We start from the raw sequence: 25,335 nt of genomic DNA, 5'->3' as shown, positions 1-25,335 counted from the left end.
TTCGATGGCGGTAGACCTGGATGAACCGGCAAAGCCCGAGCGCACGAAGAAAACCAGGAAGGGGATCCTTGGCGACCGCATCGTCATGGGCACCGGTATTCTTTTGGCTGCAGCATCGGCCTTTTTCCCCTGGTACGTATTTTTCAACGAGGACAAATTCGGCATCCGCACCGTGCCCTTGGACCGGACGCGTGATTTGCCGGAAGGGCCGCCTCGCGCCGTCTTCAGCGTCTCGCCGCTGGCGCTGGTCGATGATGATGACGAGCACACACCCGGTCCGGCCCCGGATCCGCTCGACAACCTGACGACGGCAACCGTCTCCTCCATCGGCAAGGAGAACAAGGATACTGATCCAGGCCAGATCGAGCAGCCGTTTCCGGGCAAGAATACGTTCCGCCTGATGCATGTCGCCAATGGACGCGCCCTCATTGAGGACAGCTCCGGCATGTATATGGTGCGTATCGGCTCCATCCTGCCGGACAACAGTCGTCTGGCCACCATCGAACAACGTGAGGGACGCTGGGTCATCGTCACGTCGAATGGTGAAATATACCGTGATCAGACGGCGGAAAGCCGGTAAGTCTGACGCAAGATTACCGGCATAGGCTCCTCGTAGAAAATGGAGAGAAGCCTATGCAACCGATCCAACTTTTTGATCTTGCGTCGCGGCAGGCAGAATGGCTGTCCATCCGTCAGCAGGTCGTTGCTGGCAACATCGCCAACGCAAGCACGCCGGGCTTCAAGGCCAAGGACGTGACCCCCTTTGATGCCGTTCTGAATTCCGCCGGCCTGCGCATGACCCGGACCAATCCGGGTCACCTGACCGGGTCCGCGATCGACAGCCGGCTGGATGTCGATGTCGAGCAGGAAGAGCTCAACAACGAAATCGGCATCCAGGAATCCGGCAATACCGTTTCTCTTGCGCAGGAACTGCGCAAGACCGGCGAGATCAAGCGTCAGTATGAACTGAGTACCGGTCTCGTCAAATCCTTCCATCGCATGATGCTGATGACAGTGAAGAGATAAACCATGGATCCGCTTTCTGCCTCTTTGAAAATCGCCGGTTCGGGGATGGAAGCCCAGGCCACCCGCCTGCGCGTCGTCTCCGAAAACATCGCCAACGCCCGCACCACCGGCGATACGCCGGGTGCAGATCCCTATCGCCGCAAGACGATCACCTTTGGCGCCGAACTGGACAAGGTTTCGGGGGCTGATCTGGTCGGTGTGAAGAAGCTTGGGACCGACCAGACGAAATTCGTCGAGGAATATGATCCGGGTAACCCGGCGGCCGATGACAAGGGCATGGTCAAGATGCCGAACGTCAACATGCTGATCGAGATGGCTGACCTTCGCGAAGCCAACCGCAGCTACGAAGCCAATATCCAGACCATCAAGCAGACGCGCGAACTGATCGCTGCGACCATCGACCTCCTGAAGGCCTCCCAATGATCGATAACGTCCAGAACGTCAGCTCTCTTTCGCTCACCCGCGGCCTTGGCACCACGGCAACCGAATCCAGTCAGTCCATGACCGGTGCCGCCGAAAGCGCAGCATCGCAGAACTCTGCCATGTCCTTCGCCAATGTGCTGGGCAGCATGGCAACAGACGCCGTCGGCAGCCTGAAGATGGCGGAAACGAAGTCCTTCGAGGCCATCCAGGGCACGGCGAATACACGAGAAGTGGTCGACGCAATGCTCCAGGCCGAGCAGTCGCTGCAGACGGCCATCGCCTTCCGCGACAAGGTCGTGAATGCCTATCTCGAAATCACGAAAATGCAGATGTAACTGGTTTGAGGACGAAGATATGAGAGCGCTTTCAGTCGCAGCGACGGGCATGGATGCCCAGCAGACCAATCTTGAGGTCATCGCCAACAACATCGCCAACATCAACACCACCGGCTACAAGCGCGCCCGCGCCGAGTTCGCCGATCTTCTCTACCAGACGGAACGCGCCCAGGGCGTGCCGAACCGCGCCAACCAGGCGATCGTTCCGGAAGGCGCGAATATCGGCCTCGGCGTGCAGACGGCGGCCGTGCGCAACATCCACACCCAGGGCGAACTGGCCCAGACGGACAATACGCTCGACATGGCGATCGTCGGACGCGGCTGGTTCCAGGTCCAGTCTCCCGATGGCACGACGCTCTATTCCCGCGCCGGTTCGTTCAACACCAATGCCGATGGCCAGCTGGTGACGATCGACGGTTATGCCGTCGTTCCCAACATCACCTTCCCGGCCGACGTGACGGAGACGGTGATCAGCCGCACCGGTCAGGTCAGCGTGCGTGTCGGCACCGATACCGAGTTCCAGGAAGTCGGCCAGCTTACCCTCGCCAATTTCGTTAACGAAGCCGGGTTGAAGCCGCTCGGCGACAACCTGTTTCAGCAGACGGCGGCGTCCGGCGAGGCTATTGTAGCGGCGCCGGAAGATCCCGGGTTCGGCTACCTGAAGCAGGGTTACCTGGAATCCTCCAATGTCGATGCGGTCAAGGAAATCACCAACCTCATCTCGGCGCAGCGCGCCTACGAAATGAACTCGAAGGTGATCACCACAGCGGATGAAATGGCTTCGATTGTCAGCAAGAACCTGAAGTAACATGAAGGGGTGGCAGACATGATGTTTGGCCGGATATGCAGGACCTGGGGTAGGGCGCTTGCGCTTGTTGCGCCAATGGCCGCCTGTGCATGGGCGGGTTCCGCCCATGCGGAGATGGGCGTCGCCGTCGTGCCGAAACAGATCATCTATCCGGGCCAGGAAATCTCCGCCGCCTTTCTTCAGGAAGTCGACGTCACCAATCCAAATCTGGCCAGGGGATACGCAACCTCGATGGAAGAGGTGGAGGGCATGGTCAGCACGCGCACATTGTTGCCGGGCCGCACCATTCAGGTCTCGACACTGCGTGCTCCCTTCGCCGTCAAGCGCGGCTCAGCGGTCCGGCTGACCTTTTCGATCGGCAACATGATGATCTCGGCCTCCGGTACGCCTCTGGAAAACGCGGCGATCGGGGACGTGATCCGTGTCCGCAATACCGATTCTGGCGTGATCGTCTCCGGAACCGTCATGGGTGACGGAACGGTGCAGGTGATGGCAAAATGATGAAGCGAATACTGGCCGCGGCAGGCATCAGCCTCCTCTCCATCCTGTCGACCTGTGGGGTGTCTTTTGCCGATGCCTCGCGCATCAAGGATATCGCATCGCTCCAGGCCGGCCGGGACAACCAGCTGATCGGTTACGGTCTCGTCGTCGGCCTGCAGGGAACGGGCGACAGCCTGCGTTCCTCGCCCTTCACCGACCAGTCGATGCGCGCCATGTTGCAGAACCTCGGCATTTCGACCCAAGGCGGACAATCCAGCGCCAAGAACGTCGCGGCTGTGATGGTGACCGCCAACCTGCCACCCTTCGCAAGCCCCGGTAGCCGCATGGACGTGACCGTGAGCTCGCTTGGCGACTCCACGTCGCTGCGTGGCGGCACGCTGGTGATGACGTCTCTCTCCGGTGCCGATGGCCAGATCTATGCCGTGGCGCAAGGGTCGATCGTGGTTTCCGGCTTCAGCGCGCAGGGCCAGGCGGCCTCCGTGACGCAAGGGGTGACCACCGCCGGCCGCGTGCCGAATGGTGCCATCATCGAACGCGAACTGCCCTCCAAGTTCAAGGATTCGGTCAATCTGGTCCTGCAGTTGCGCAATCCTGATTTTTCCACCGCGGTGCGCATTTCCGATGTCGTCAACCGGTTTGCCGGCCAGCGGTATGGTTCGGCGATTGCCGAGGCGCGTGATTCCCAGGAAGTCATCATCCAGAAGCCGAAATCGGCGGATCTGACGCGGCTGATGGCGGAAATCGAAAACCTCGTCGTCGAAACGGATACGCCCGCCAAGGTGGTCGTCAACGAACGCACCGGCACGGTGGTGATCGGGGCCGACGTCAAGATATCCCGCGTCGCCGTCAGCTATGGCACCTTGACGGTGCAGGTCACCGAGACACCGCAGATCATCCAGCCGGAACCCTTTTCCGATGGCGTGACGGCGGTCCAGCCGCAGACCGACATCAGCGTGATGAAGGAGGGCAGCAATGTCGCCATCCTCAATGGGCCGGACCTGCGCACGCTTGTGGCGGGCCTGAACAGCATCGGCGTCAAGCCGGACGGCATCATCGCGATTCTGCAGGGCATCAAGTCCGCAGGCGCGCTTCAGGCGGAGCTTGTGATCCAATGACCGACATGATGGCGAAATCGAACCGGCAGGATGAAGCCGGCCGCAACCAGAGCAACCGCACGTTCCTCCGGCTCGCCGCAGCGGCGGCTCTGTTGTTATTGGTTCCGCAGGTGAATGCACAGCAGGCAAACCCCGCGCTGCCCAGCACCACGGCCGAGGATATCGAGAAGTTCTGCACGAACATTGCAGATACGGCCCGCGACCAGCGTTACCTCCTGCAGAAGCAGGAGCTCGAAAAGCTGCAGTCGGATGTCGACCAGCGCATCGTGCTGCTGGAGCAGCGCAAGGCGGAATACGAGGAATGGCTGAAGCGTCGCGACGACTTCATGGCCAAAGCCGAAGCCGGGCTGGTCGAGATCTACAAGACGATGAAGGCGGATGCCGCTGCCCCCCAGTTGCAGGAAATGCGGCCGGAACTGGCGGCCGCCATCATCATGAAATTACCGGCGCGCCAATCGGGCCTGATCCTCAGCGAGATGGACCCGAAAACGGCAGGCATGATCTCCATGATCATGTCGAGTGCTGCCGACCCGAAGACTTCGAAGGACCGTTCATGACCAAGCGCGCCCCCGCCCTGCTGGCCGTACTGATGCTTGCAGGCTGCCAGAGCCAGACCATCAAGGAAATCGGCAATGCGCCGTCCATGAGCCCGATCGGCAGCGGTCTGCAATATGCCCAGACGCCGCAGATGGGTCTTTATCCCAAGCAGCCGCGGCAGATGGCAAACGGTTATTCGTTGTGGAGCGACAGCCAGGCGGCCCTCTTCAAGGATGCCCGTGCTCTCAACGTCGGCGATATCCTCACGGTCGATATCCAGATCAACGACAAGGCCGACTTCGACAACGAAACGGACCGCAGCCGCACCAATTCCACCGGACTGTCGTGGGACGTGGGGGCGAGCATCCTCGGCTGGAACCCGTCGACAGACGGCGACCTGAGCACTGATTCCGACACGTCCACCAAGGGTAAGGGCTCCACCAAGCGTTCCGAAAAGCTCAATCTGCTCGTCGCTGCCGTTGTCACCGGCGTTCTGGAGAACGGCAATCTCCTGATCAGCGGCTCTCAGGAAGTGCGCGTCAACCACGAGATCCGCATCCTGAACGTCGCCGGTATCGTACGTCCGAAGGATGTCGATGCCGAAAACACGATTTCTTATGACCGGATCGCCGAAGCCCGCATCTCCTATGGTGGCCGCGGTCGCCTGATGGAGGTGCAGCAGCCGCCGGTCGGGCAGCAGGTGGTCGACCTGTTCTCGCCGTTCTGATGGCGGAGAGGGCGAAAGGATGACGCATGGCTGAAGAAACAGCAGAAGGCGGCCCGGAGAAAAAGAAGGGCGGACTGGTGATGACGATCGCCGGTGTTGCCATCGTCACGCTCGTCGGTGCAGGCGGTGGCTGGGTGCTGGGCGGCATGATCGCGCCCAAGCCGCCGGTCACCGAGGAGCCCGCCAAGCCGGAAGCGGCAGGCGCGCACGGAGAGAAGATGGAGGAGGGCCTCCCGCACATCTCCACCGAGGCGAATGGCGTCGTGCAACTGGAGCCGATCACCACCAACCTTGCCTATCCCTCCGACAGCTGGATCCGGCTGGAGGTCGCGCTTGCATTCAAGGGTCCGCCGGAACTGCCGCTTGCCGAGGAGATCCATCAGGACATCCTTGCCTACATGCGGACGGTTTCGTTGCAGCAGATCGAGGGCCCGCGCGGCTTTCAATATCTTAAGGACGACATTCAGGAACGTGTTGACCTGCGTTCTCAAGGCAAAGTATCGAAGGTGATGTTCAGAACCTTCGTGATCGAATGATTCGACTTTTTTCGCTGCTCGCCATTTTCGTAATGGTCCCGAGCCTTGCCCTTGCTCAGCAATCGCCGGCAGATCTTCTCAATCTGCCCGTCGATGGCTCGGCTGCAGCGTGGATCATCCGCACCTTCGGGCTTCTGACGATCCTGTCGATCGCGCCGGGTATCCTGGTGATGGTCACCAGTTTCCCGCGTTTCATCATTGCCTTCTCGATCCTGCGCACCGGCATGGGGCTTGCAACAGCCCCTTCCAACCTGGTGCTGATCTCGATGGCGCTGTTCATGACCTTCTACGTCATGTCGCCGACCTTCGACCGGTCCTGGAACGAGGGCGTGCAGCCGCTTTTGCGCAACGAGATTGACGAGGCAACCGCCGTCCAGCGGATCGCCGAGCCGTTCCGGACCTTCATGACCGCCAACACGCGCGACAAGGACCTGTCGCTGTTCGTCGAGATCGCGCAGGAACGCGGCCAATCCGTCGGCACGCCGGAGCTGGTCGATTACCGCGTCTTGATCCCGGCCTTCATGCTCTCGGAAATCCGCCGCGGTTTCGAGATCGGCTTCCTGATCGTCCTGCCTTTCCTGGTCATCGACATGATCGTCGCCGCCATCACCATGGCCATGGGCATGATGATGCTGCCGCCCACCTCCATTTCGCTCCCCTTCAAGATCCTGTTCTTCGTGTTGATCGACGGCTGGAACCTTTTGGTCGGAAGTCTCGTCCGATCGTTCAATTAAGAGGTTCCGTGTGATGGCGCGGACGGAACCCGTGCCGCTGCGCGATTTGAAGTCATCAAAAAAGGCCGGGGTCCTTCGACCGCCGGCCTTTTGAGTGTTACCGCGACGCGGTTCCTTCAGCGAACGCCGGGGACCGGCTGGAAGCTGTAGCCATACACACGGAACGTGGCATTCTGCTCGCCGATTGCAGCGCCGACATTGTAGGTCGCGCCGATCGGCCTTGTATGCGTCACGCCGATATCGTCCAGGATCGCCATGCGCTCCAGCGGCCGTCCAAGGAAGCTCGGCCACAGGTGATCGAGGCCGTAACCGGAAACGGAATCCTTGAAGCTGCCAATGCAGATCTTCAGCGCCCGCTTCGAAAACAGCGGGCACATGATCTCAACGAAACGTTCGTGGCGAACCCCGCCTTCCGGACGGCGGATCGTGAGCGGATGGTTCGGATGGCTGCCGGGTCCCTCCGACATCGCCGGCTGGCAAAGATCAAGGCCATGCTTGCGCGACAGGTGGAACATCAGGTTGATGTCCTGCCCGGAGACCATCAGGTCGTCATCGGGCAGCCAGATCCGCTCGTAATCCCAAAGCGGGCTGTCTTCGTAGAAAAGATCGGCGAGCAGCATGAACTTCCGCTTCTGCGGCAGATGCGCAAGATATTCCGCCGGTGCGGGCAGGAAGGGACGTTCCGTGCCGTAGAACCCGACGCAGAGATCCCAGCTGCGCTTGTTGTCCGGCAGGTTTTCCAGCCAGTGCCCATGAAGGGTCTGCGCATTGGCCGGCACGACGACCAGGTTCGGCCGCTGCGGCTTGTCGGGCGCGACAAGGAAATGGGCCCGTCGTTCCACACCCGCCGGGGTCGCCTTGACCGGATGCGCCGGATGCTCCGTGCGGGTCAGCATGAAGACGCCGGTGGTGCCGTTGATCGTGCCGCGACCGGCGAGGCTGGAGATTGCGCCGCCCGTCATCTGCGCGGCGTTGAAGATCACGCTCACGCCGCCTTCGTTGTTGACGAGGCAGAGATGGTTCTGAAACACGTGCCAGTAATCCACCGACGGGCTGAAGAAGTTGCCGACCCGACCCTCCGGTGCGAGCACGAGGAAGGGCGACATCAGTCCGATGTCGAGGCTCGTCAATTGCCAGAACGAACCTGCCAGATCGGCTTCGGAAACGGCCGGCGCAACGGCCCATTCGGCGGCCTGCGGCGCGGGAGTGTCAAGAATGGACATGTTCATCGGGTGTCCTGTTGAGTGATGGTGAGCGTCAGAGCGGCGTTTGTGTTTCGATAAAGAGTTTGTGCTGGCGTATGTCAGTGACGGCGCGAGACCCGGAAGGATTCGCCCTTCAGCGTCGTGACGGTCAACGCGTCCCCGTGCTCCTCGACCTCCACGAGATCCAGCATCTCGGTATCGGTCCAGTGGACGGCGGCACCGTCTTCGATCTGAACCCAACGACCGCACGCTTTGCCATTCATGAGCATGGTGAATTCGGGCGTGAAGGTGATCATCTGGCCCGACTCGGTCAGCCAGTCGCCAATGATGTCGGAGGTCGGTTCCATCGCGTCCGAGACTCTGAAAGTGGCATCAAAAAGCGCCAGTGCCGCTGTCATCAGTGCATTGGATGTGGGTGTCGGGGCAGGCTGCGTGTGCTCGGAGACCGCAACGGTGGCTTCGGCCGTCGAAGGCTTGTCCATGGCGCGCAACTTGGCTTCTGCTGCCATGACCATTTTGGCCAGGTAATTGCCACGCAGTGTCGTCTCGGAAAGCTTACGGCTCAGATAGTCCACCTTCATCAGGGCACTCTGAAGCTGCGTTTGCGGCGACGGGGCGTTTGTCGGTGATGTTACCGGTCGTATGGACCTGATCGCGATATCAACGATCCGCTCCACGCTTTTGGGATCGTGAATGGAGAAGCAGCACTTCTGCAGATAGTAGGCCATGAACTTTGCGCATCGCGCACGCACATCGTCAAAGACCGGGGCGAAGGCAAGCTCAACCTCGTCCAGCGAATGGATGGGTTGCGTTGCCAGTTCATATTCGCTGGATCCGAAGGTGAAGACCGGCTTGAAATAGAGCAGCGCTTCCATCCCGACGCCCGAGTTCGCAACGATGACGGACTGGCAGTTTTCGAGGTGTTGATGGACCGAGGCCTGCGAGACCACCACGCGGCTGAAGCGCGCTGTGAGCTTTTTCAAGGCATCGTCAACGACGGGAGACTCGCACAGCGGATGCCTTTTGACGACAAGCGTGATCCCGGTTCTCTCCGCAATCTCTGCCGCGCGGCCAAGCACGTCGAGGCAATCCAGACGATAGAACTGCGAGACGGGATCGCTCAGGACCTGAAGCGGAAAATAGACATACGGTGTGCGGACGTCGAAAGCCTGCAGCGTCTGTTTGTATTTCGATTCATTCTTCTCGCGAAGCTGGGTTCTGATCCGGTTGACGAACTCGATGCTGCTCGCCGCATTCATGCCGGCAACACCTTCGGCGTAGCGTTCCGGAAAGCGTGCAAACGAACTCCAGCCCGAATAACCGGTCTCGTCCACCGAATACCATCCGGCGATGGGGGTTTCCTTGATGCGCCAAATGTTCGGGCCGTCGCCATAGGAATGGTAGGACAACACGAAGCCACCGGCGGGCGCTTCACGCGGCAGGTCGTACATGCCGGGACCAATGCTGGACATGTGAATGGCCAAGGGCTTGGTGGCGAGGGCGCAGCAGAGCTGCGAAAACATCTGCCGGTTTCGTTCCCCATCCAGAGGCGACGACAGCCAGATCGGCGGAACTTCCAGCTCGACGGGAATAAGGGCCTGGCCTGCGGCCGGGGCAAAGGATGCGACCGGGTCTGAAGCAGTTCCGGCCTGCGCGGAGAAACTGGATCGCATTTTTGGGTTATCCATCGAACTCACCGACTCTGTCTCTTTAATCATCGTTTCGCGTCATCGCGTCAGTCTCAGCCGCATGGGGAGCTGTTCCCGACTTCGGATGCTTTTGATCGATGCACCGTCCCATCATCGAACCGCAGCCGTCTTCGGTTGAAACCATTCATCCTCTGCCGTCTGCTGTGGCAGACGTGGCAAGAAACGCGGCAGTTCGAAATCGCATCCGAAGAAATGCAGCCACAGACGCTCCATAACGTAGCCGTAGCAGGGGTGCGCCATGGTCGCGTTGTACAACTGCTTCAGAGCAGGCTCGGGCACGTCCTTGATCAGTTCATTGCGGACGGCAAACAGTGCCCCATAGGCGAAGACACCGAGCGAATGTGCCGCTGCCTTCTCCGCAATCTGCGGAAGGCCAGCACGATTGAGGAAATGCGCGGCGAGATTGCCGCCCTCCGGAAGATCGGGATGCAGTGTGCGATACGTGCTGCCGGTCCGAACCGCGCCTTCGTCAAAGAATTCGACCGGTGACCAGCTATGCAGGGAAAAGCGCTCTGGGCGGATGCGGAGACGGCCGTCCAGCCGGTTCTCGTATTCGCGCAGGAGGTGACGTGGCGGCACATCCAGATCATCCTTCCAGCACCACGAGAGCGGCTGAAGGTCGTCCCAGTGTCGCCAGATCCGCAGCAGTTCGAGAAAATCCGGGCTGTGGGGAAATGGATCGGCCTGCGCGTAGACGGTGAAGTCGCTGTCGTCCTTCACCTCCGTCATCATGTGGTAGAGATATGTCTCCGCCGCGCGACCGGTATTATGCCGTTGAATGATGTGGGAGGCCCTGCTGACAACGGCCGGAGCGGTGATCGCGTCTCCCTTGTTGTAGATATAGACCTCGAAATCATCGGGAATATCGACAATCCAGTCGACCGGCTCAAGATATCTGGCAAGAACGATCTTGTTCACAAATGATCTCCAATACGGCGCGCGATACCCTCGAAGAAAAGGAGCTGGCGGCAATCCGGACGTCGTATGCGCCAAGCATCAAATACAGAGAGCATAAGCCTATCGGGACGACTTTAGGCCGAGTAACTTGTGCCGGGCTGGCGCTCTTCGGCGTTTTCGGCACTGTTTGCTGCCGCGATCGCCCGCAACAGCCTCGCGAAAGCATAGCTCTCTAATCGCGAAGGGTGGATGGCGCCCTGATTGCGGCGCAAGGCAAGCCGCAAGGGAGACCAAGATGCTCGCACACTCGCCACTACTGTCGATCTGCGTGCCGACCTACAATCGCAGGCCGATGCTGGAACGCAACGTGCGTTTTCACCTGGAGGTGTTCCGCAAGCTGGGCATACCGTTCGAGATGGTGATCGTCGATGACCGCTCGACCGATGGAACCCACGAATTCCTGGAATCGCTGGCGGGGGTGCCGGAGATTTCGCACTTCCGGCGCGTGAAGAATTCCGGCTTCCTCAGCAATTACGGCTTTGCGATGCAGCGGGCCCGCGGCAAGTACGCACTGTTCCTCGGCGACGATGATCTGCTGATCCCGGAAAAGGTGATGGAATATCTGCGCCTGCTGGAGCAGGATCCGGCGCTCGGCATGATCCAGGCCCCGTGGATGCTGGTGGACGAACGCAATGGCGGGCGCGACATGCAGCCCTTCTACCATATCCCGGGCCCGCAGCGTTTCCGGCAGGGCGAGTTCCAGCAGATGCTGGAATTCATCCTGCAATATCATGTCTTTCCGGAATTCCTCATCATTCGGCGGGATGTCCTGGAAAAGACGATATCCAGCCTCGGTCCGTTCATCTTCTGGGCCTTCCTGTATACGACCCGCGCGCTTGGCAAGGCCGACATTCTGTTCCTCCCGGCGCCCTTTGCCCGCGTCACCGGCATTGCCGCCGATGAAAACGTGCAGCAGGGCAAGAAGGAGACGATGTTCCAGTGGGACACCTATCTTGGCGGGATCGAGTATCTTGCCTCGCATGCGAAGATTTCGAGCACGCTCGGAAATTCCGAGCGGCTGTCGTTCCACGAGCGCTTCATCCAGTTCATGCTGATCCGCAAATCGGTGGCGCTACGCCTGCACATCGCCTTCCGATACTGGCCGGAAGCCTACATCATGTATCACCGCATGGCCGCCTATCATCCGCAGCCGGCGCCGAAGGAAACCTTCGAACAGATCTGCACGCTGGCCGCCATCGTTACGGCGTTGACGGAAGCGTCCGGTTACAGCGGTGGCGAGGTCATTGTCGATCCGCTGGTCAACGACGAAGCGCTTCACCTGATCCCTGACCATCTGAAGACTGTGGTGGTACGTCAGCCGAGCGCGGGGCATCAGGGGCCGCGTGCCTGGCTGGTGATGCATCCGGAATTCGCAGGGCATGCAGCCGCGGGCGACGGCATCTTTGAACTGCGGCATTACATGGCACAGTTCAGCTGACGCGACATTTCCGCAGCGCGGATCGGTTGAAGGCGTCTTCCGCAAGGAGGGCGCCTTTTTCATGGGGCATGCGCGGGATCGGAAGACTGTCGCGTTGAAGCCGCCACAAAATGAAAAGACTGCCCGGCGAGCTCGCCGGGCAGTCTTTGTCAGGAAACCACAGCTGGATCGGATCTGTCTTACGTATTGTCGACCGTGTTTTCGATCAGGAAGGGCGTTGCGCGGTCCGGCAGGGCGGGAACGTCGATATGGTCCGGCCCCAGGCCCTGGCGTGCCCGCTCAGCCATCAGGTCATAGGCCTTTTCCAGATGCCGGCAGAAGCGTTCCGCGTCGAACAGCGGTTTGACCAGTCGGTTCTCCTCAAGGCGTGCCTTGAAGGGTTCGAGACGCTCGCGGTTCTGGTAGAACTCGACGGCCATGCGCAGATAGTCGTCTTCGCTCTCAGCGATCAACTCCGGCACGCCGATGGCACGCAGCAGGCTCTCCGAGACACGCGAGGCAAAGTGGCTGCCCTTCAGCGTCAGAACCGGCAGTCCCGCCCACAATTGCTCGGAGGTGGTCGTGTGGCCATTGTAGGGATAGGTGTCGAGGCCAAGATCGGCGAGGGTGAGGCGGGCCAGGTGCTCCTCGTAGGACACCACCTTGGTGAACACGATCCGCTTGGCTTCGATCCCCGCCGAGGTGAACCTGCGCAGCAGATTGTCGCGCGCCTCGTCTGCCTTGCACATCAGCCAGAGCACGCTGCCGGGAGTGGCCTTCAGGATGCGGACCCAGAGGTTGACATTGGCGAGCGAGATCTTTCGGGTTGCGTTGAACGAGCCGAAGACAAAGGCGTCCTCCGGCAGTCCGGCATTGGCGCGGGTGAAGAGGTCGCGCCTCGGCCGGTTGAACGGGTCGTTCGGCTGATAGCTTTCCGGCATCCGGCAGAACTTTTCCCAATAATGCGGCTTCGACTGATCGGGCAGCACATGGTGATCGCCGATGATGTAATCGAGATCGATATTGACCGTCGTGCCCGGGAAGCCGAGCCAGGCAACCTGGACCGGCGCTGCCTTGTGATTGAGAATGCCCGGGCGTCCGCCGCGTGTGTGACCCTTCATGTCGATCAGAATATCGATGTTGTGGTCTCGGATGGTCTGGGCCGCTGCTGCGTCATTGAGGTCGCGGATCGTGACGATCTTGCCCCATTTGCTGCGGTCCTGGTCGATCTCCGCCTTCAGGTGCCTGGGATCTGTATAGCAGAAGACGGTGACATCGTACTTTTCGCGGTCATGCAGGGACAGTACACCACCGGCCAGTTTCATCGTCGCATGGTCGTGCCAGAGGTCGGATGACAGGTAACCGATCCGCAACTTCTTGCTCCAGGCATGTGGTCTCGAATGGCGTTCCAGCTTGTTCGTCGCGGGATAGGCTTCCGGCTTGTAGCTGGCGATCTTGTTGAGCGCTTCGTCGGCCAGCCAATGCAGGTTGTAGAACGGCGCCTCCACCTTCATCATCTGGGCCGGGTTCTTCGCGAGCATCCGGTCGAGTTCCGGCTGCAGGCGCTCCATCTCCCAGTAGTTGTTGACTTCGCGCTGGAAGACCAGATGCGCCATGATGACGACAATGCTGCGCGGCAGCCGCTCCAGAAGATTGGCGACCGTTTCGCGGTCACGCGGGTTTTCCGGCGTGCCCGTCAGGAGCAGGAAGGCAAGGCTGTTGTGCTTGGAGTTGGAACTTGTGGATAACGCCGGCAAAAAGACACGGACCATGTCCTTTTCGCCGCGCTTCAGGAACAGCGAGGTGATGATGAAGGCCAGTTCCGGGTCGCGCCGTGCACGCTCCAGGAGCGGGCGCCCCAGACTGAGTGCCATTTCGTCCTGGCCCAGTTCGAAGTAGATCTTCATCGCGTCAGCGTAAAAGTCTTCCGCGCGCGAACCACCAAGCTCCGCCGCCAAAACATAAGTTTTGGCTGCATCTTCCTTGAAGCCGAGAGCAATCAGTGTTTTGGCAAGAAGAGCATAGGTTTTGACATCACGGGAGTGGTCGAGAAGCTTGTTCAGCGACGCGAGAGCCTCGGTATACTTGCCCTTGTGGAAACTCTTGGATGCACTCGAAAACAGGATTTGAGAGGTCAACGTCGGGCTCCAGAGCTAACTTTGCGGTCATCGAGCGGCACACAAGCCGCAGTCTGGCGGAGAGCATAGGGAGCGGAGCTTGTCCGAAACCGGTGTCGGAGCGTCGTTTACGAATCAGTGACCATTTCACTCGGTTTGTCCAGACGGATTTAAGGAATCCGCAATCATTCTCTGCGACTGTCACTCTCACATGACGGGTTTGGTTTCTGAGGCAAAACGGAACCGAGTGGGCATGAAGCCAGACGTCATTACCGGTTTTTGAAGCCCGGTATGTCCCCAACAGTACCAAAGTCAAACAAGGGACTATAACTATGACCAGTATTCTGACCAACTCCTCTGCAATCGCAGCACTTTCGACCCTGCGTTCCATCAACAGCGACATGGAAACGACGCAGAGCCGCATTTCTTCGGGCTACAAGGTCGAGACCGCAGCCGATAACGCAGCCTATTGGTCGATCGCTACCACCATGCGTTCCGACAACAAGGCTCTCGGTACCGTTCAGGACGCACTCGGCCTCGGCGCCGCCACCACCGATGTTGCTTACACGGCACTTGAGTCCTCGATCGACGTCGTAGACGAAATCAAGGCGAAGATCACCGCCGCTTCCGAGCCGGGCGTTGACAAGGACAAGATCCAGAAGGAAATCGATCAGCTGCAGGACCAGCTGGAGTCGATCGCCAAGTCGGCCTCCTTCTCGGGCGAAAACTGGGTTTACCACACCGCATCTGCCGGTGCTGGCACGCAGGCCATCGTTGGTGCCTTCAACCGCGACTCCGAAGGCAATGTCAGCCTGACGACGCTGGAATACGACACCAACAACTCCTCGCTCATCGAAGTCGACACGGCCGGCGCAAACGTCACCGACGGCACGGGCCTGCTGTCCAGCAACATGAGCTTTACGGATGCCGATGGCGCAACCGTTTCGCTGACCTACTCGGTCCTGTCGCTCGACATCAGCAACATGACGACCGGCGACCTGTCGAACGCGCTTTCGGGCGTTGACGCGGTCCTGCAGGACATGACGGACGCTGCCGCTGACGTTGGTGCGATCAACAGCCGTATCGACATGCAGACGGAATTCGTCTCCGACCTGATGGACTCCATCACGGAAGGCGTCGGCAAGCTGGTTGATGCCGACATGAACGAAGAGTCGACCCGCCTGAAGGCCCTGCAGACGCAGCAGCAGCTGGGTATCCAGGCTCTGTCGATCGCCAACAGCGACTCGTCGAACGTCCTGTCGCTCTTCCGTTAAGAGCAGGCTTCGCCAATCACATAGGACGTGCGTTCGCGCATGTCCGATCAATAGAACCCGCCAGCATCGCTGGCGGGTTTTTTCGCGTCATCTCTTGCCCGCGTCAGCGTCGAGCCATTGCTCGAATATCCGCCCTTTTGGGTCTTTCGTCAGTCTGCCGTGATCGCCGGCAAGTATCTGACCTCTCCATCTCGCCATTCTGTCTTTCGATTAAACTAATATGATATATTACGAATGTAGATTCGATTCCTGTCTACATTCATGTGGCGTGTGCGCGCGGATTCAATACGTCAGATGTCGCGTTTATGTCGGTTAATGACCTGAAAACGATACGGATGAGGGTCGTATATGACAGTTTTTTCTCCATTTGTGATTGAATCTCGGAAAGTTATACATAACAGGATCCATGTGCCTCCCGGTGATGACTCCGGCTAAATGAATTCTGAGAGTCTATCCTGTTTTAAGTTTCTGATCGATCTATATTTTTTTACTTTGCGGCCGTGTGTCTCGAGTCTTGTCGATGCAAAGAGTGCAATTGTTTCGGTCTGGTTACTGGGTTTTATCGAAATTTCATGGAATCGTCCGTCCCGTTTAAGGCAAAATTAATTGATAAGCCTGCATCTTCCAAGTTATAGGTGCATAGAAACAGCAAAGCGCCGTGGTTGCGAAGCGATTCGCAGCTCCTCATGGTGTCGAATGGAATGGCGTAGAGGGCGGGGCGATCGAAGCTCCGATAGCATGAAGCCCCTCGGCTGCGAGACTCGCGCGAGTCATGTTCAATCAAACCTTTGGTCCATCTGGACTTTATGATCGTCGGGACCGCTGAGCGGTTCGGAGGTCATGAGATCCGGGTTGGAGAGCGAAAAACGCTTCCGGTCTCGCGAGGAGAGTAACTCTCGGGAGAGCGTCGACAAGGGCATCGTAATCGCGAACTTTCCCGAACGAAGGGCTCACTAGATGACATCGATCGTCACCTCCCTCACTGTCAATCAGATCAAGTCCCTTTCCACCGCCTCGATTGCGGCTCTGAAGACGTCTGATATCGCGGCCTTGAGCACAACGCAGATCAAGGCGCTCAGCTCCACCCAGCTGGCAGCGTTTGAAACTGAAGATATTGCTGTTCTGAGCTCGAACCAGATTGCTGCGATTTCCACCAGCGCGGTTACCGGCTTGACGCTCGACCAGATGTCGGCCCTGTCGTCTAGCCAGATCGTTGGCCTCGGCATCGCTCAGGTCACCGCACTTTATGCAAGCCAGATCGAGATCTTGTCGTCGTCGCAGATTGAAGCGCTGACGACCGCTCAGATCGGCGCCTTGACGTCCGCGAAGCTCGCGGTTCTGTCGACAGACGATCTGGCTACGTTCACCACTGCTGAGATTGCAGCCATCAAGACGGCGGCTCTTACAGGCCTCACGAGTGATCAATTGACCTCGATGGCCTCGTCGCAGATCGCGGCCCTGACCAAGGCGCAGGTCGGTGTGCTTTCGACCGACAAGGTCGCGCTGCTGGCTTCCTCGCAGATCGAAGCCCTTACCTCCACCCAGCTCTCCGGCCTCAGCGTCAAGCAGATCGCCTCGGTCACGACCGCAGCACTCGCCGGCCTGACCTCGACGCAGATCGCAGCTCTGAGTTCGGTGCAGATCGGCGCCCTGACGACCGATCAGCTCGCCGCCCTGACATCCTCGCAGGTCGAAGCCCTGACGACGGCGCAGATCGGTGCCCTGACCTCGACGGACCTCGCCGCCCTCAGCTCGGAAGATATTGCGACCTTCTCCACTGCTGAACTTGCCGCCATCAAGACCAACGCTCTGAACGGCCTGTCCTCGGATGTGATCACCTCGCTGGTGTCCACCCAGATCGAGGCGCTGACAAAGGCCCAGATCACCGCGCTCGCAACCGACAAGGTCGCTCTCCTGGCCTCCAGCCAGGTCGAGGCACTGAGCTCCGTCCAGTTGTCCGGCCTGACGACCACCCAGGTCGGTGCGCTCACCACGGATGCGCTGGCTGGCCTCACCTCCACCCAGATCACCGCCCTGAGCTCTGTCCAGGTTGGCAGCCTCAGCACGGATCAGGTGGCCGCCCTGACGTCTTCGCAGATCGAAGCGCTGACATCGGTCCAGATCGGTGCCCTGGCTTCCAAGCATCTGGCCGCCATGGCGACCGAAGACATCGCAGCCTTCTCGACGGATGAGATTGCCGCCATCAAGACGGCTGCCCTGGCCGGCCTCACCTCCGATGCCATCACCTCGATGGCCTCCAGCCAGATCGCAGCGCTGACCAAGGCGCAGGTCGGCGTGCTCTCGACCGACAAGGTGGCCCTCCTGGCCTCCAGCCAGATCGAAGCCCTCAGCTCCGTTCAGCTCTCCGGTCTGACGACCCGACAGGTTGCGGCTCTGACGACCGCTTCGCTGGCCGGTCTCACCTCGACACAAATCTCGGCATTGAGCGCTGTCCAGGTTGGCAGCCTGACGACCGATCAGATCACGTCCCTGACGTCTTCGCAGGTCGAAGCTTTGACGACCACGCAGGTTGGCGCGCTGAGCTCCAGCCAGCTCGCCGCCCTGGCGACGGACGACATCGCAGCCTTCTCGACGGATGAGATTGCCGCCATCAAGACGGCAGCCCTGTCCGGCCTCACCTCAGATGCCATCACCTCGATGGCCTCCTCGCAGATCGCTGCCCTGACCAAGGCGCAGGTCGGTGTGCTTTCGACCGATAAGGTGGCGCTGCTCGCCTCCAGCCAGGTTGAGGCGCTGAGCTCGGTCCAGCTTTCCGGCCTGACGACCCGACAGGTTTCGGCTCTGACGACCGCTTCGCTTGCCGGCCTGACCTCGACGCAGATTGCGTCTCTGAGCTCTGCGCAGATCGGCGCCCTGACGACCGATCAGCTCGCCGCCCTGACATCCTCGCAGGTCGAAGCCCTGACGACGGCGCAGATCGGTGCCCTGACCTCGACTGACCTCGCCGCCCTCAGCTCGGAAGACATCGCGACCTTCTCCACTGCTGAACTCGCCGCCATCAAGACCAACGCTCTGAACGGTCTGTCCTCGGATGTGATCACCTCGCTGGTGTCCACCCAGATCGAGGCACTGACGAAGGCCCAGATCACCGCGCTCGAAACAGACAAGGTCGCTCTCCTGGCCTCCAGCCAGGTCGAGGCGCTGAGCTCCGTTCAGCTCTCCGGCCTGACGACCCGCCAGGTCGGTGCGCTCACCACGGATGCGCTGGCTGGCCTCACCTCCACCCAGATCACCGCCCTGAGCTCTGTCCAGGTTGGCAGCCTCAGCACGGATCAGGTCGCCGCCCTGACGTCTTCGCAGATCGAAGCGCTGACATCGGTCCAGATCGGTGCCCTGGCTTCCAAGCATCTGGCCGCCATGGCGACCGAAGACATCGCAGCCTTCTCGACGGATGAGATCGCCGCCATCAAGACGGCAGCCCTGTCCGGCCTCACCTCCGATGCCATCACCTCGATGGCCTCCTCGCAGATCGCAGCGCTGACCAAGGCGCAGGTCGGCGTGCTCTCCACCGACAAGGTGGCGCTGCTCGCCTCCTCGCAGATCGAAGCCCTCAGCTCCGTTCAGCTCTCCGGTCTCAGCGCCAGCCAGGTTGCCTCGGTGACAACCGCGGCACTCGCTGGTCTCACCTCGACCCAGATCTCGGCACTCTCGACCGTCCAGGTCGCAGCGCTGACGACGGATCAGCTTGCAGCCCTCAGCACTTCGCAGATCGAAGCCCTGACGACCGGCCAGGTCGGAGCGCTGACCTCAAGCGATCTCGCCGCTCTTACCTCTGAAGATATCGCGACCTTCTCCACCGGAGATCTGGCTGCGATCAAGACGGCGGCTCTTTCGGGTCTGTCTTCGGACGTCATCACCTCGCTGGTCTCTTCGCAGATCGAGGCACTGACGAAGGCCCAGGTTACCGCGCTTGAAACCGACAAGGTCGCTCTTCTGGCCTCCAGCCAGGTCGAGGCGCTGAGCTCCGTCCAGCTCTCCGGCCTGACGACCCGCCAGGTTTCGGCTCTGACGACCGCGGCGGTTGCCGGCCTCACCTCGACGCAGATTGCGGCCCTGAGCTCTGTCCAGGTTGGCAGCCTGAGCTCGGATCAGATCGCCGCCCTGACGTCTTCGCAGATCGAAGCCCTGACATCGGTCCAGATCGGTGCCCTGGCCTCCAAGCATCTGGCGGCCCTGGCGACGGAAGACATCGCAGCCTTCTCGACAGATGAGATTGCCGCCATCAAGACGGCAGCCCTGTCCGGTCTGACCTCGGATGCCATCACCTCCATGGCCTCCAGCCAGATCGCAGCGCTGACCAAGGCGCAGGTCAGTGTGCTCTCCACCGATAAGGTGGCGCTGCTCGCCTCCTCGCAGATCGAAGCCCTCAGCTCTGTCCAGCTCTCCGGTCTCAGCGCGAGCCAGGTGAGCGCGCTCAGCACGGATGCTCTGGCTGGTCTGACCTCGACGCAGATCTCGGCTCTCAGCTCTGTCCAGGTGGGCAGCCTGAGTTCGGAACAGATCGCCGCCCTGACGTCTTCGCAGATCGAAGCCCTGACATCGGTCCAGATCGGTGCCCTGGCCTCCAAGCATCTGGCCGCCATGGCGACCGAAGACATCGCAGCCTTCTCGACGGATGAGATCGCCGCCATCAAGACGGCAGCCCTGTCCGGCCTGACCTCGGATGCGATCACCTCCATGGCGACCTCGCAGATCGCGGCGCTCTCCAAGGCGCAGGTCGGTGTGCTGACAACGGACAAGGTCGCTCTCCTGGCCTCCAGCCAGATCGAAGCGCTCAGCTCCGTCCAGCTCTCCGGCCTCAGTGCGAACCAGATCGCCTCGGTAACAACTGCGGCGCTCGCGGGTCTCACCTCCACCCAGATCTCGGCACTCTCGACCGTTCAGGTCGCGGCGCTGACGACGGATCAGTTGGCTGGTCTCACCAGCTCTCAGATCGAGGCTCTGACCAGCGTTCAGGTGGGGGCTCTGGCTTCCAGCGACTTCGCGGCCCTGACCTCCGAGGATATCGCAACCTTCTCGACGGATGAGATCGCCGCCATCAAGACGGCCGCCCTGTCCGGTCTGACCTCGGATGCGATCACCTCCATGGCAACCTCGCAGATCGCGGCACTGACCAAGGCTCAGGTCGGCGTGCTGACAACGGACAAGGTGGCTCTCCTGGCATCCAGCCAGATCGAGGCACTGAGCTCTGTCCAGCTGTCGGGTCTGACGACCCGCCAGGTGAGTGCACTCACCACGGATGCCCTGGCCGGCCTGACCTCGACACAGATCTCGGCTCTGAGCTCTGTCCAGGTTGGCAGCCTGAGCACGGATCAGGTGGCCGCTCTGACATCCTCGCAGATCGAAGCCCTGACATCGGTCCAGATCGGTGCGCTGACCTCCAGCCAGCTCGCAGCCCTGGCGACGGACGACATCGCAGCCTTCTCGACGGATGAGATTGCCGCCATCAAGACGGCAGCCCTGTCCGGCCTGACGTCCGATGCGATCACCTCCATGGCTTCCAGCCAGATCGCAGCGCTGACCAAGGCGCAGGTCGGTGTTCTCTCCACCGACAAGGTGGCTCTCCTGGCCTCCAGCCAGGTTGAGGCACTGAGCTCGGTTCAGCTCTCTGGCCTGAGCACTCGCCAGGTCACGGCACTGACCACCGCCGCCCTTGCAGGGCTCAGCTCGACGCAGATCTCGGCCCTGAGCTCTGCGCAGGTGGGTAGCCTGACGAGCGACCAGATCACATCGCTGACGTCCTCTCAGGTCGAAGCGCTGACATCGGTCCAGATCGGCGCCCTGACCTCCAGCCAGCTGGCGGCCATGGCAACGGAAGACATCGCAGCCTTCTCGACGGATGAGATCGCCGCGATCAAGACGACAGCTCTGTCCGGTCTGACGTCCGATGCGATCACCTCGATGGCTTCCAGCCAGATCGCCGCGCTGTCCAAGGCGCAGGTCGGTGCGCTCTCGACTGACAAGGTGGCGCTCCTCGCTTCCTCGCAGATCGAAGCTCTCAGCTCCGTCCAGCTGTCTGGTCTGACGACCCGCCAGGTTTCTGCTCTGACGACGGCGGCAGTTGCCGGCCTGACCTCGACGCAGATCTCGGCCCTGAGCTCTGTCCAGGTGAGCAGCCTGACGACCGATCAGATCACGTCGCTCACGTCTTCTCAGCTCGAAGCCCTGACGTCGGTTCAGATCGGCGCCCTGACATCCAGCCAGCTCGCAGCCATGGCGACCGAAGACATCGCAGCCTTCTCGACGGATGAGATTGCCGCGATCAAGACGGCAGCCCTGTCCGGCCTGACCTCGGATGCCATCACCTCCATGGCTTCGTCGCAGATCGCGGCGCTGACCAAGGCTCAGGTGGGAGTGCTTGCGACCGATAAGGTAGCCCTGTTGGCTTCCAGCCAGGTCGAGGCGCTCAGCTCCGTCCAGCTGTCTGGTCTGACGACCCGCCAGGTGAGCGCGCTGACCACGGATGCCCTGGCCGGCCTGACTTCGACGCAGATCTCGGCTCTCAGCTCTGCCCAGGTGGGCAGCCTGAGTTCGGAACAGATCGCCGCCTTGACGTCTTCTCAGATCGAAGCTCTGACGACGACCCAGATCGGTGCCCTGACCTCCAGCCAGCTCGCAGCCATGGCCACCGACGACATCGCAGCCTTCACGACGGATGAGATTGCCGCCATCAAGACGGCAGCCCTGTCCGGCCTGACTTCGGATGCGATCACCTCCATGGCAACGTCGCAGATCGCGGCGCTGACCAAGGCTCAGGTCGGTGCACTTTCGACCGACAAGGTGGCGCTCCTGGCGTCCAGCCAGGTCGAGGCGCTCAGCTCCGTCCAACTGTCCGGCCTCAGCGCCAGCCAGGTGGCTTCGGTTACGACCGCGGCGGTGGCGGGTCTCACCTCCACCCAGATCTCGGCACTCTCGACCGTACAGGTTGCAGGGCTGACGACCGATCAGCTGGCAGCCTTCAGCACCTCGCAGATCGAGGCTCTGACGACCGGTCAGGTTTCGGCTCTGACATCGACGGATCTGGCGGCTCTGACATCGGAAGACATCGCGACCTTCTCCACCGGAGATCTGGCCGCGATCACGACGGCGGCTCTGGCTGGTCTGTCCTCGGATGTCATCACCTCGCTCGTCTCGACACAGCTCGAGGCGCTGACGAAGAACCAGGTGGCGGCACTCTCGACCGACAAGGTGGCCCTCCTGTCCTCCTCGCAGATCGAGGCTCTGAGCTCGACCCAGCTGGCCGGAATGACGGTTCGCCAGGTCGGCGCACTGACGACGGACGCTCTGGCTGGTCTGACCTCCACGCAGATCCCGGCACTGGCAGCTCTGCAGGTCGCCGCGATGAGCACGGATCAGATCACGGCCCTGTCTTCGTCGCAGGTCGAAGCGCTCACGAGCTCGCAGATCGCCTCTCTGAGCTCTGCCCAGATCGCCGCGATGGCAAGCGACGAGATCAAGACGTTCACGACAGCCGAAATCGCCGCCATCAGCACGGCAGCGATCGCAGGCCTCGCGACCGAGGATCTTGGGGCGCTCACGACGGATCAGCTGGATGCCTTCTCGGATGACCAGTTTTCCAAGTTCGATACTGATCAGGTTGCCGCTGCCATTGCGGTATACGCAGCGAACTAAGTAAAACATCCCGAAAGATCAACGGCGCGGAGCAATCCGCGCCGTTCTTTATTTTTCGACCCCTTGGCTTTCCTTTGACGGCCTCTTGTTCTGACAGCCGTCGCGAGTACTCCTCCAGCTTTGCGCAAGTTCAGCCTCGTAGTGTCCGGATCACGCAGGAATGCGTCACTCAAGCCACCGAGCACAGAAGGCGCCGTCGCAGGATGACCATGAACATCCAACCCCCTCAGCAGGCCTCTCCCCATACGGTTCAACTCGACCTGGCGCGGCAGCAGAAACTCTCTCTCATCGATGTGCTGCAGTTTGCCGATGAATTGACGCGTGCGGGCCAAGTTGCCGCTGCCGCCGAACTGTATAAGACCTGGGTGGCGTTCAACGACGACAATCCGCTGATCCACATCGCCTATTTCAACTACGGCGTCGCACTCGCCCAGGCCGGCGATCCCGCCGGCGCGGTGCAGGCCCTGCGCGCCTGCGTGAAGATCGATCCCGGCTTCGGTCCCGGCCACATCAACCTCGGGCGGCAACTCGAGGACAACGGCCTGATCCTCCAGGCCGTCCAGCAGTGGCAGAAATACGTCAACGAGACCAATCAGGTCACGCCGGACCGGGTGTCGCACAGGCAGATGGTGCTGCAGAACATCGGTCGCGTGCTTGAATCCGCAGACCAGATGGAAGAGGCGGAAAAGAACCTGATCGCCGCCTTCGAACTGCAGCCGACCCATCTGGAGAACGGCCAGCACTGGGCATCGCTGCGTCAGCGTCAGTGCAAGTGGCCGGTGCTTGCGCCCTCCAATCATGTGACGCAGCGGCAGATGCTGGATGCCATGTCGTCGCTCACTCTGAGCTGCTATTCGGACGACCCTTTGTTCCAGCTGGCCAAGGCCTACAAATACAACCGCTCCCTGATCGGAAGCCGACCCAATCTGGACCGCAGCGCGCGTGGGGTGGTCCGCCCCAAGATTGCCCAGGGCCAGCGCATCCGCGTCGGTTATCTGTCGTCCGATCTGCGCGATCATGCGGTCGGCTTCGCGCTTGTCGAAGTCCTGGAACTGCATGACAAGACGAAGATCGAGGTTTATGCCTATTACTGCGGCGAACGCCGCATCAATGATCCCACCCAGAACCGCATCAAGGCGGTCGTCGACGCCTGGCGCGACGTGGCGCAGATGACCGATGCTCAGGCGGCCGCACAGATCTGCGCCGACGAGATCGATGTTCTGATCGACGTGAACGGTTATACCAAGCACGCCCGTCCGAAGATCTTCTCGTATCGTCCGGCACCGGTGATCGTGAATTTCTGCGGTTATCCGGGATCGATGGGCAGCCCCTTCCACCAGTACATCATTGCGGACGATGTCATCATCCCGCCGGAAAACGAGATCTACTATTCCGAAAAGGTGCTGAGAATTCCGTGCAATCAGCCACTGGATCGCAAGCGCCTGATCGCCGCAACGCCAACCCGCGCCGAGGTGGGCCTGCCGGCGGACAAGTTCGTGTTCGCCTCCTTCAACGGCATGCAGAAAATCACCCCGTCGGTGTTCATGCGCTGGATGGCGATCCTGCAGCTGGCGCCCAACAGCATTCTCTGGCTCCTGACCGGAGGCGAGGATGTGGATCAGCGCCTGCGCGACATGGCAAAGCAGGCCGGCATCGAGCCGGATCGGCTCATCTTTGCCGCCAAGGCCGCCAATCCGCATCATCTGGCGCGCATTCCTCTGGCAGACCTTTTCCTCGACACGTTCCCCTATGGAGCGCATTCGACCGCCTCGGACTCGATCATGCAGGGACTTCCGGTCCTCACCATGCCGGGCAAGAGCTTCGCAGCCCGCTTCTGCGCGAGTGTCGTAACCGCCGCCGGTGCGCCGGAACTGCTGTGTTCGTCACCGGACGACTATGTTCGCAAGGCAGTCGGTTTTGCCAAGGACCCGAAGAGCCTGCGGGCCATTCGCGAGTCCCTCAAGCGGAAGCGGGAGACCTGCGTGCTGCGCGACATGCCGGCAACCGCACGCCGTCTCGAGGAGCTTTTCCACCAGATGCAGAGCGAGGCGGAGCGGGGCGAAACGCCGGTTCCGGACCTGTCCAATCTCGACATCTATTACGAGATCGGTGCTGACCTGGTGCTGGCTGGCACGGAGTGGGAGACGGAGGAGGCGCATCGCGCCCGTTATCGCGAGCGGCTTGCCGAGTGGGACGATTACATGCCGCTGGCGCCGGACAACAAGCTCTGGAACTGACGCTCAAAAAGGCCGCAACCCTCC

The 25,335-nt window shown here is 60.8% G+C and carries 19 protein-coding genes; 15 read left to right on the top strand and 4 right to left on the bottom strand.

Features of this window, described 5'->3' with window-relative positions; all coding sequences use genetic code 11:
- Positions 1–4 precede the first annotated feature (4 nt).
- Genes OU993_RS04385 through fliP form a run of 11 tightly spaced genes read left to right on the top strand, consistent with a single transcriptional unit; the run spans position 5 to position 6,742 of the window.
- The gene (locus OU993_RS04385; RefSeq protein ID WP_268155025.1) at positions 5–580 is read left to right on the top strand and encodes a flagellar protein; all 576 of its coding nucleotides are present in this window, start codon (positions 5–7) and stop codon (positions 578–580) included.
- Positions 581–633: 53 nt separating this feature from the next.
- A complete protein-coding gene (gene flgB / locus OU993_RS04380; protein WP_268155024.1) occupies positions 634–1,026 on the top strand; it encodes a flagellar basal body rod protein FlgB in 393 nt (130 codons plus the stop codon).
- 3 nt (positions 1,027–1,029) lie between these two features.
- Positions 1,030–1,449 carry a flagellar basal body rod protein FlgC gene (flgC, locus tag OU993_RS04375; RefSeq protein ID WP_268155023.1) on the top strand — a complete coding sequence of 140 codons (420 nt, stop codon included), beginning with the start codon at positions 1,030–1,032 and terminating at the stop codon, positions 1,447–1,449.
- Entirely contained in the window at positions 1,446–1,784 is a 339-nt protein-coding gene (locus OU993_RS04370) for a flagellar hook-basal body complex protein FliE (RefSeq protein WP_268155022.1), read from the top strand. Before flgC ends, OU993_RS04370 begins: the two co-directional genes overlap by 4 nt.
- Positions 1,785–1,803: 19 nt before the next feature.
- Positions 1,804–2,592, top strand: a complete 789-nt coding sequence (gene flgG, locus OU993_RS04365) for a flagellar basal-body rod protein FlgG (RefSeq protein ID WP_268155021.1) — start codon at positions 1,804–1,806, stop codon at positions 2,590–2,592.
- Positions 2,593–2,610: 18 nt separating this feature from the next.
- On the top strand, positions 2,611–3,093 hold the full coding sequence (gene flgA, locus OU993_RS04360) for a flagellar basal body P-ring formation chaperone FlgA (protein WP_442792867.1): 483 nt from the start codon (positions 2,611–2,613) through the stop codon (positions 3,091–3,093).
- Entirely contained in the window at positions 3,090–4,208 is a 1,119-nt protein-coding gene (locus OU993_RS04355) for a flagellar basal body P-ring protein FlgI (RefSeq protein ID WP_442792866.1), read from the top strand. The genes flgA and OU993_RS04355 overlap by 4 nt, the downstream gene beginning before the upstream one ends.
- A gap of 5 nt (positions 4,209–4,213) precedes the next feature.
- On the top strand, positions 4,214–4,765 hold the full coding sequence (locus tag OU993_RS04350) for a MotE family protein (protein ID WP_268157505.1): 552 nt from the start codon (positions 4,214–4,216) through the stop codon (positions 4,763–4,765).
- Complete coding sequence (flgH, locus tag OU993_RS04345; RefSeq protein ID WP_268155019.1) at positions 4,762–5,472, top strand: flagellar basal body L-ring protein FlgH; 711 nt, start codon at positions 4,762–4,764, stop codon at positions 5,470–5,472. The genes OU993_RS04350 and flgH overlap by 4 nt, the downstream gene beginning before the upstream one ends.
- A 26-nt stretch (positions 5,473–5,498) precedes the next feature.
- On the top strand, positions 5,499–6,008 hold the full coding sequence (locus OU993_RS04340; protein ID WP_268155018.1) for a flagellar basal body-associated FliL family protein: 510 nt from the start codon (positions 5,499–5,501) through the stop codon (positions 6,006–6,008).
- Positions 6,005–6,742 (top strand): flagellar type III secretion system pore protein FliP, encoded by a 738-nt coding sequence (gene fliP, locus OU993_RS04335; protein WP_268155017.1) that lies wholly within the window; start codon positions 6,005–6,007, stop codon positions 6,740–6,742. Before OU993_RS04340 ends, fliP begins: the two co-directional genes overlap by 4 nt.
- A gap of 116 nt (positions 6,743–6,858) precedes the next feature.
- On the opposite strand, the gene OU993_RS04330 is transcribed toward fliP, so the two are convergent.
- From OU993_RS04330 to OU993_RS04320, 3 genes are all read right to left on the bottom strand, one after another.
- Entirely contained in the window at positions 6,859–7,965 is a 1,107-nt protein-coding gene (locus OU993_RS04330) for a DUF707 domain-containing protein (RefSeq protein ID WP_268155016.1), read from the bottom strand.
- A gap of 80 nt (positions 7,966–8,045) precedes the next feature.
- The gene (locus OU993_RS04325; protein WP_268155015.1) at positions 8,046–9,620 is read right to left on the bottom strand and encodes a capsular polysaccharide export protein, LipB/KpsS family; all 1,575 of its coding nucleotides are present in this window, start codon (positions 9,618–9,620) and stop codon (positions 8,046–8,048) included.
- 126 nt (positions 9,621–9,746) lie between these two features.
- The gene (locus OU993_RS04320; protein WP_268155014.1) at positions 9,747–10,574 is read right to left on the bottom strand and encodes a hypothetical protein; all 828 of its coding nucleotides are present in this window, start codon (positions 10,572–10,574) and stop codon (positions 9,747–9,749) included.
- 274 nt (positions 10,575–10,848) lie between these two features.
- Between OU993_RS04320 and OU993_RS04315 the strand changes: the two genes are divergently transcribed.
- Positions 10,849–12,051: a glycosyltransferase family 2 protein gene (locus OU993_RS04315; protein ID WP_268155013.1), complete on the top strand. Its 1,203-nt coding sequence runs from the start codon at positions 10,849–10,851 to the stop codon at positions 12,049–12,051.
- A gap of 179 nt (positions 12,052–12,230) precedes the next feature.
- Here OU993_RS04315 and OU993_RS04310 read toward each other — a convergent pair whose 3' ends face one another.
- The gene (locus tag OU993_RS04310) at positions 12,231–14,168 is read right to left on the bottom strand and encodes an O-linked N-acetylglucosamine transferase, SPINDLY family protein (RefSeq protein ID WP_268155012.1); all 1,938 of its coding nucleotides are present in this window, start codon (positions 14,166–14,168) and stop codon (positions 12,231–12,233) included.
- 311 nt (positions 14,169–14,479) lie between these two features.
- On the opposite strand from OU993_RS04310, the gene OU993_RS04305 reads away from it, so the two are divergent.
- The 3 genes from OU993_RS04305 to OU993_RS04295 all read left to right on the top strand — a co-directional run bounded on the left by OU993_RS04305 (position 14,480) and on the right by OU993_RS04295 (position 25,311).
- Complete coding sequence (locus tag OU993_RS04305) at positions 14,480–15,421, top strand: flagellin N-terminal helical domain-containing protein (protein ID WP_268155011.1); 942 nt, start codon at positions 14,480–14,482, stop codon at positions 15,419–15,421.
- Positions 15,422–16,378: 957 nt separating this feature from the next.
- Positions 16,379–23,074: a beta strand repeat-containing protein gene (locus tag OU993_RS04300; protein ID WP_268155010.1), complete on the top strand. Its 6,696-nt coding sequence runs from the start codon at positions 16,379–16,381 to the stop codon at positions 23,072–23,074.
- A 203-nt stretch (positions 23,075–23,277) separates the two neighbouring features.
- Complete coding sequence (locus OU993_RS04295) at positions 23,278–25,311, top strand: O-linked N-acetylglucosamine transferase, SPINDLY family protein (protein ID WP_442792865.1); 2,034 nt, start codon at positions 23,278–23,280, stop codon at positions 25,309–25,311.
- The last annotated feature ends 24 nt before the right edge of the window (positions 25,312–25,335 follow it).

The organism is Rhizobium sp. SL86 (genome assembly GCF_026672545.1).
In the GTDB taxonomy this organism is placed as follows: domain Bacteria; phylum Pseudomonadota; class Alphaproteobacteria; order Rhizobiales; family Rhizobiaceae; genus Neorhizobium.
This window is presented reverse-complemented; position numbering and strand designations above follow the sequence as displayed.

Excerpts from the sequence above, each read along its gene's own strand:
- flgC (WP_268155023.1), top strand. The coding sequence starts at position 1,030 with ATGGATCCGCTTTCTGCCTCTTTGAAAATCGCCGGTTCGGGGATGGAA.
- OU993_RS04315 (WP_268155013.1), top strand. The coding sequence starts at position 10,849 with ATGCTCGCACACTCGCCACTACTGTCGATCTGCGTGCCGACCTACAAT.
- OU993_RS04370 (WP_268155022.1), top strand. The coding sequence starts at position 1,446 with ATGATCGATAACGTCCAGAACGTCAGCTCTCTTTCGCTCACCCGCGGC.
- flgA (WP_442792867.1), top strand. The coding sequence starts at position 2,611 with ATGATGTTTGGCCGGATATGCAGGACCTGGGGTAGGGCGCTTGCGCTT.
- OU993_RS04300 (WP_268155010.1), top strand. The coding sequence starts at position 16,379 with ATGACATCGATCGTCACCTCCCTCACTGTCAATCAGATCAAGTCCCTT.
- OU993_RS04350 (WP_268157505.1), top strand. The coding sequence starts at position 4,214 with ATGATGGCGAAATCGAACCGGCAGGATGAAGCCGGCCGCAACCAGAGC.
- flgB (WP_268155024.1), top strand. The coding sequence starts at position 634 with ATGCAACCGATCCAACTTTTTGATCTTGCGTCGCGGCAGGCAGAATGG.
- OU993_RS04355 (WP_442792866.1), top strand. The coding sequence starts at position 3,090 with ATGATGAAGCGAATACTGGCCGCGGCAGGCATCAGCCTCCTCTCCATC.
- OU993_RS04305 (WP_268155011.1), top strand. The coding sequence starts at position 14,480 with ATGACCAGTATTCTGACCAACTCCTCTGCAATCGCAGCACTTTCGACC.
- OU993_RS04325 (WP_268155015.1), bottom strand. The coding sequence starts at position 9,620 with ATGCGATCCAGTTTCTCCGCGCAGGCCGGAACTGCTTCAGACCCGGTC.
- OU993_RS04385 (WP_268155025.1), top strand. The coding sequence starts at position 5 with ATGGCGGTAGACCTGGATGAACCGGCAAAGCCCGAGCGCACGAAGAAA.
- OU993_RS04340 (WP_268155018.1), top strand. The coding sequence starts at position 5,499 with ATGGCTGAAGAAACAGCAGAAGGCGGCCCGGAGAAAAAGAAGGGCGGA.
- fliP (WP_268155017.1), top strand. The coding sequence starts at position 6,005 with ATGATTCGACTTTTTTCGCTGCTCGCCATTTTCGTAATGGTCCCGAGC.
- OU993_RS04295 (WP_442792865.1), top strand. The coding sequence starts at position 23,278 with ATGACCATGAACATCCAACCCCCTCAGCAGGCCTCTCCCCATACGGTT.
- flgH (WP_268155019.1), top strand. The coding sequence starts at position 4,762 with ATGACCAAGCGCGCCCCCGCCCTGCTGGCCGTACTGATGCTTGCAGGC.
- flgG (WP_268155021.1), top strand. The coding sequence starts at position 1,804 with ATGAGAGCGCTTTCAGTCGCAGCGACGGGCATGGATGCCCAGCAGACC.
- OU993_RS04330 (WP_268155016.1), bottom strand. The coding sequence starts at position 7,965 with ATGTCCATTCTTGACACTCCCGCGCCGCAGGCCGCCGAATGGGCCGTT.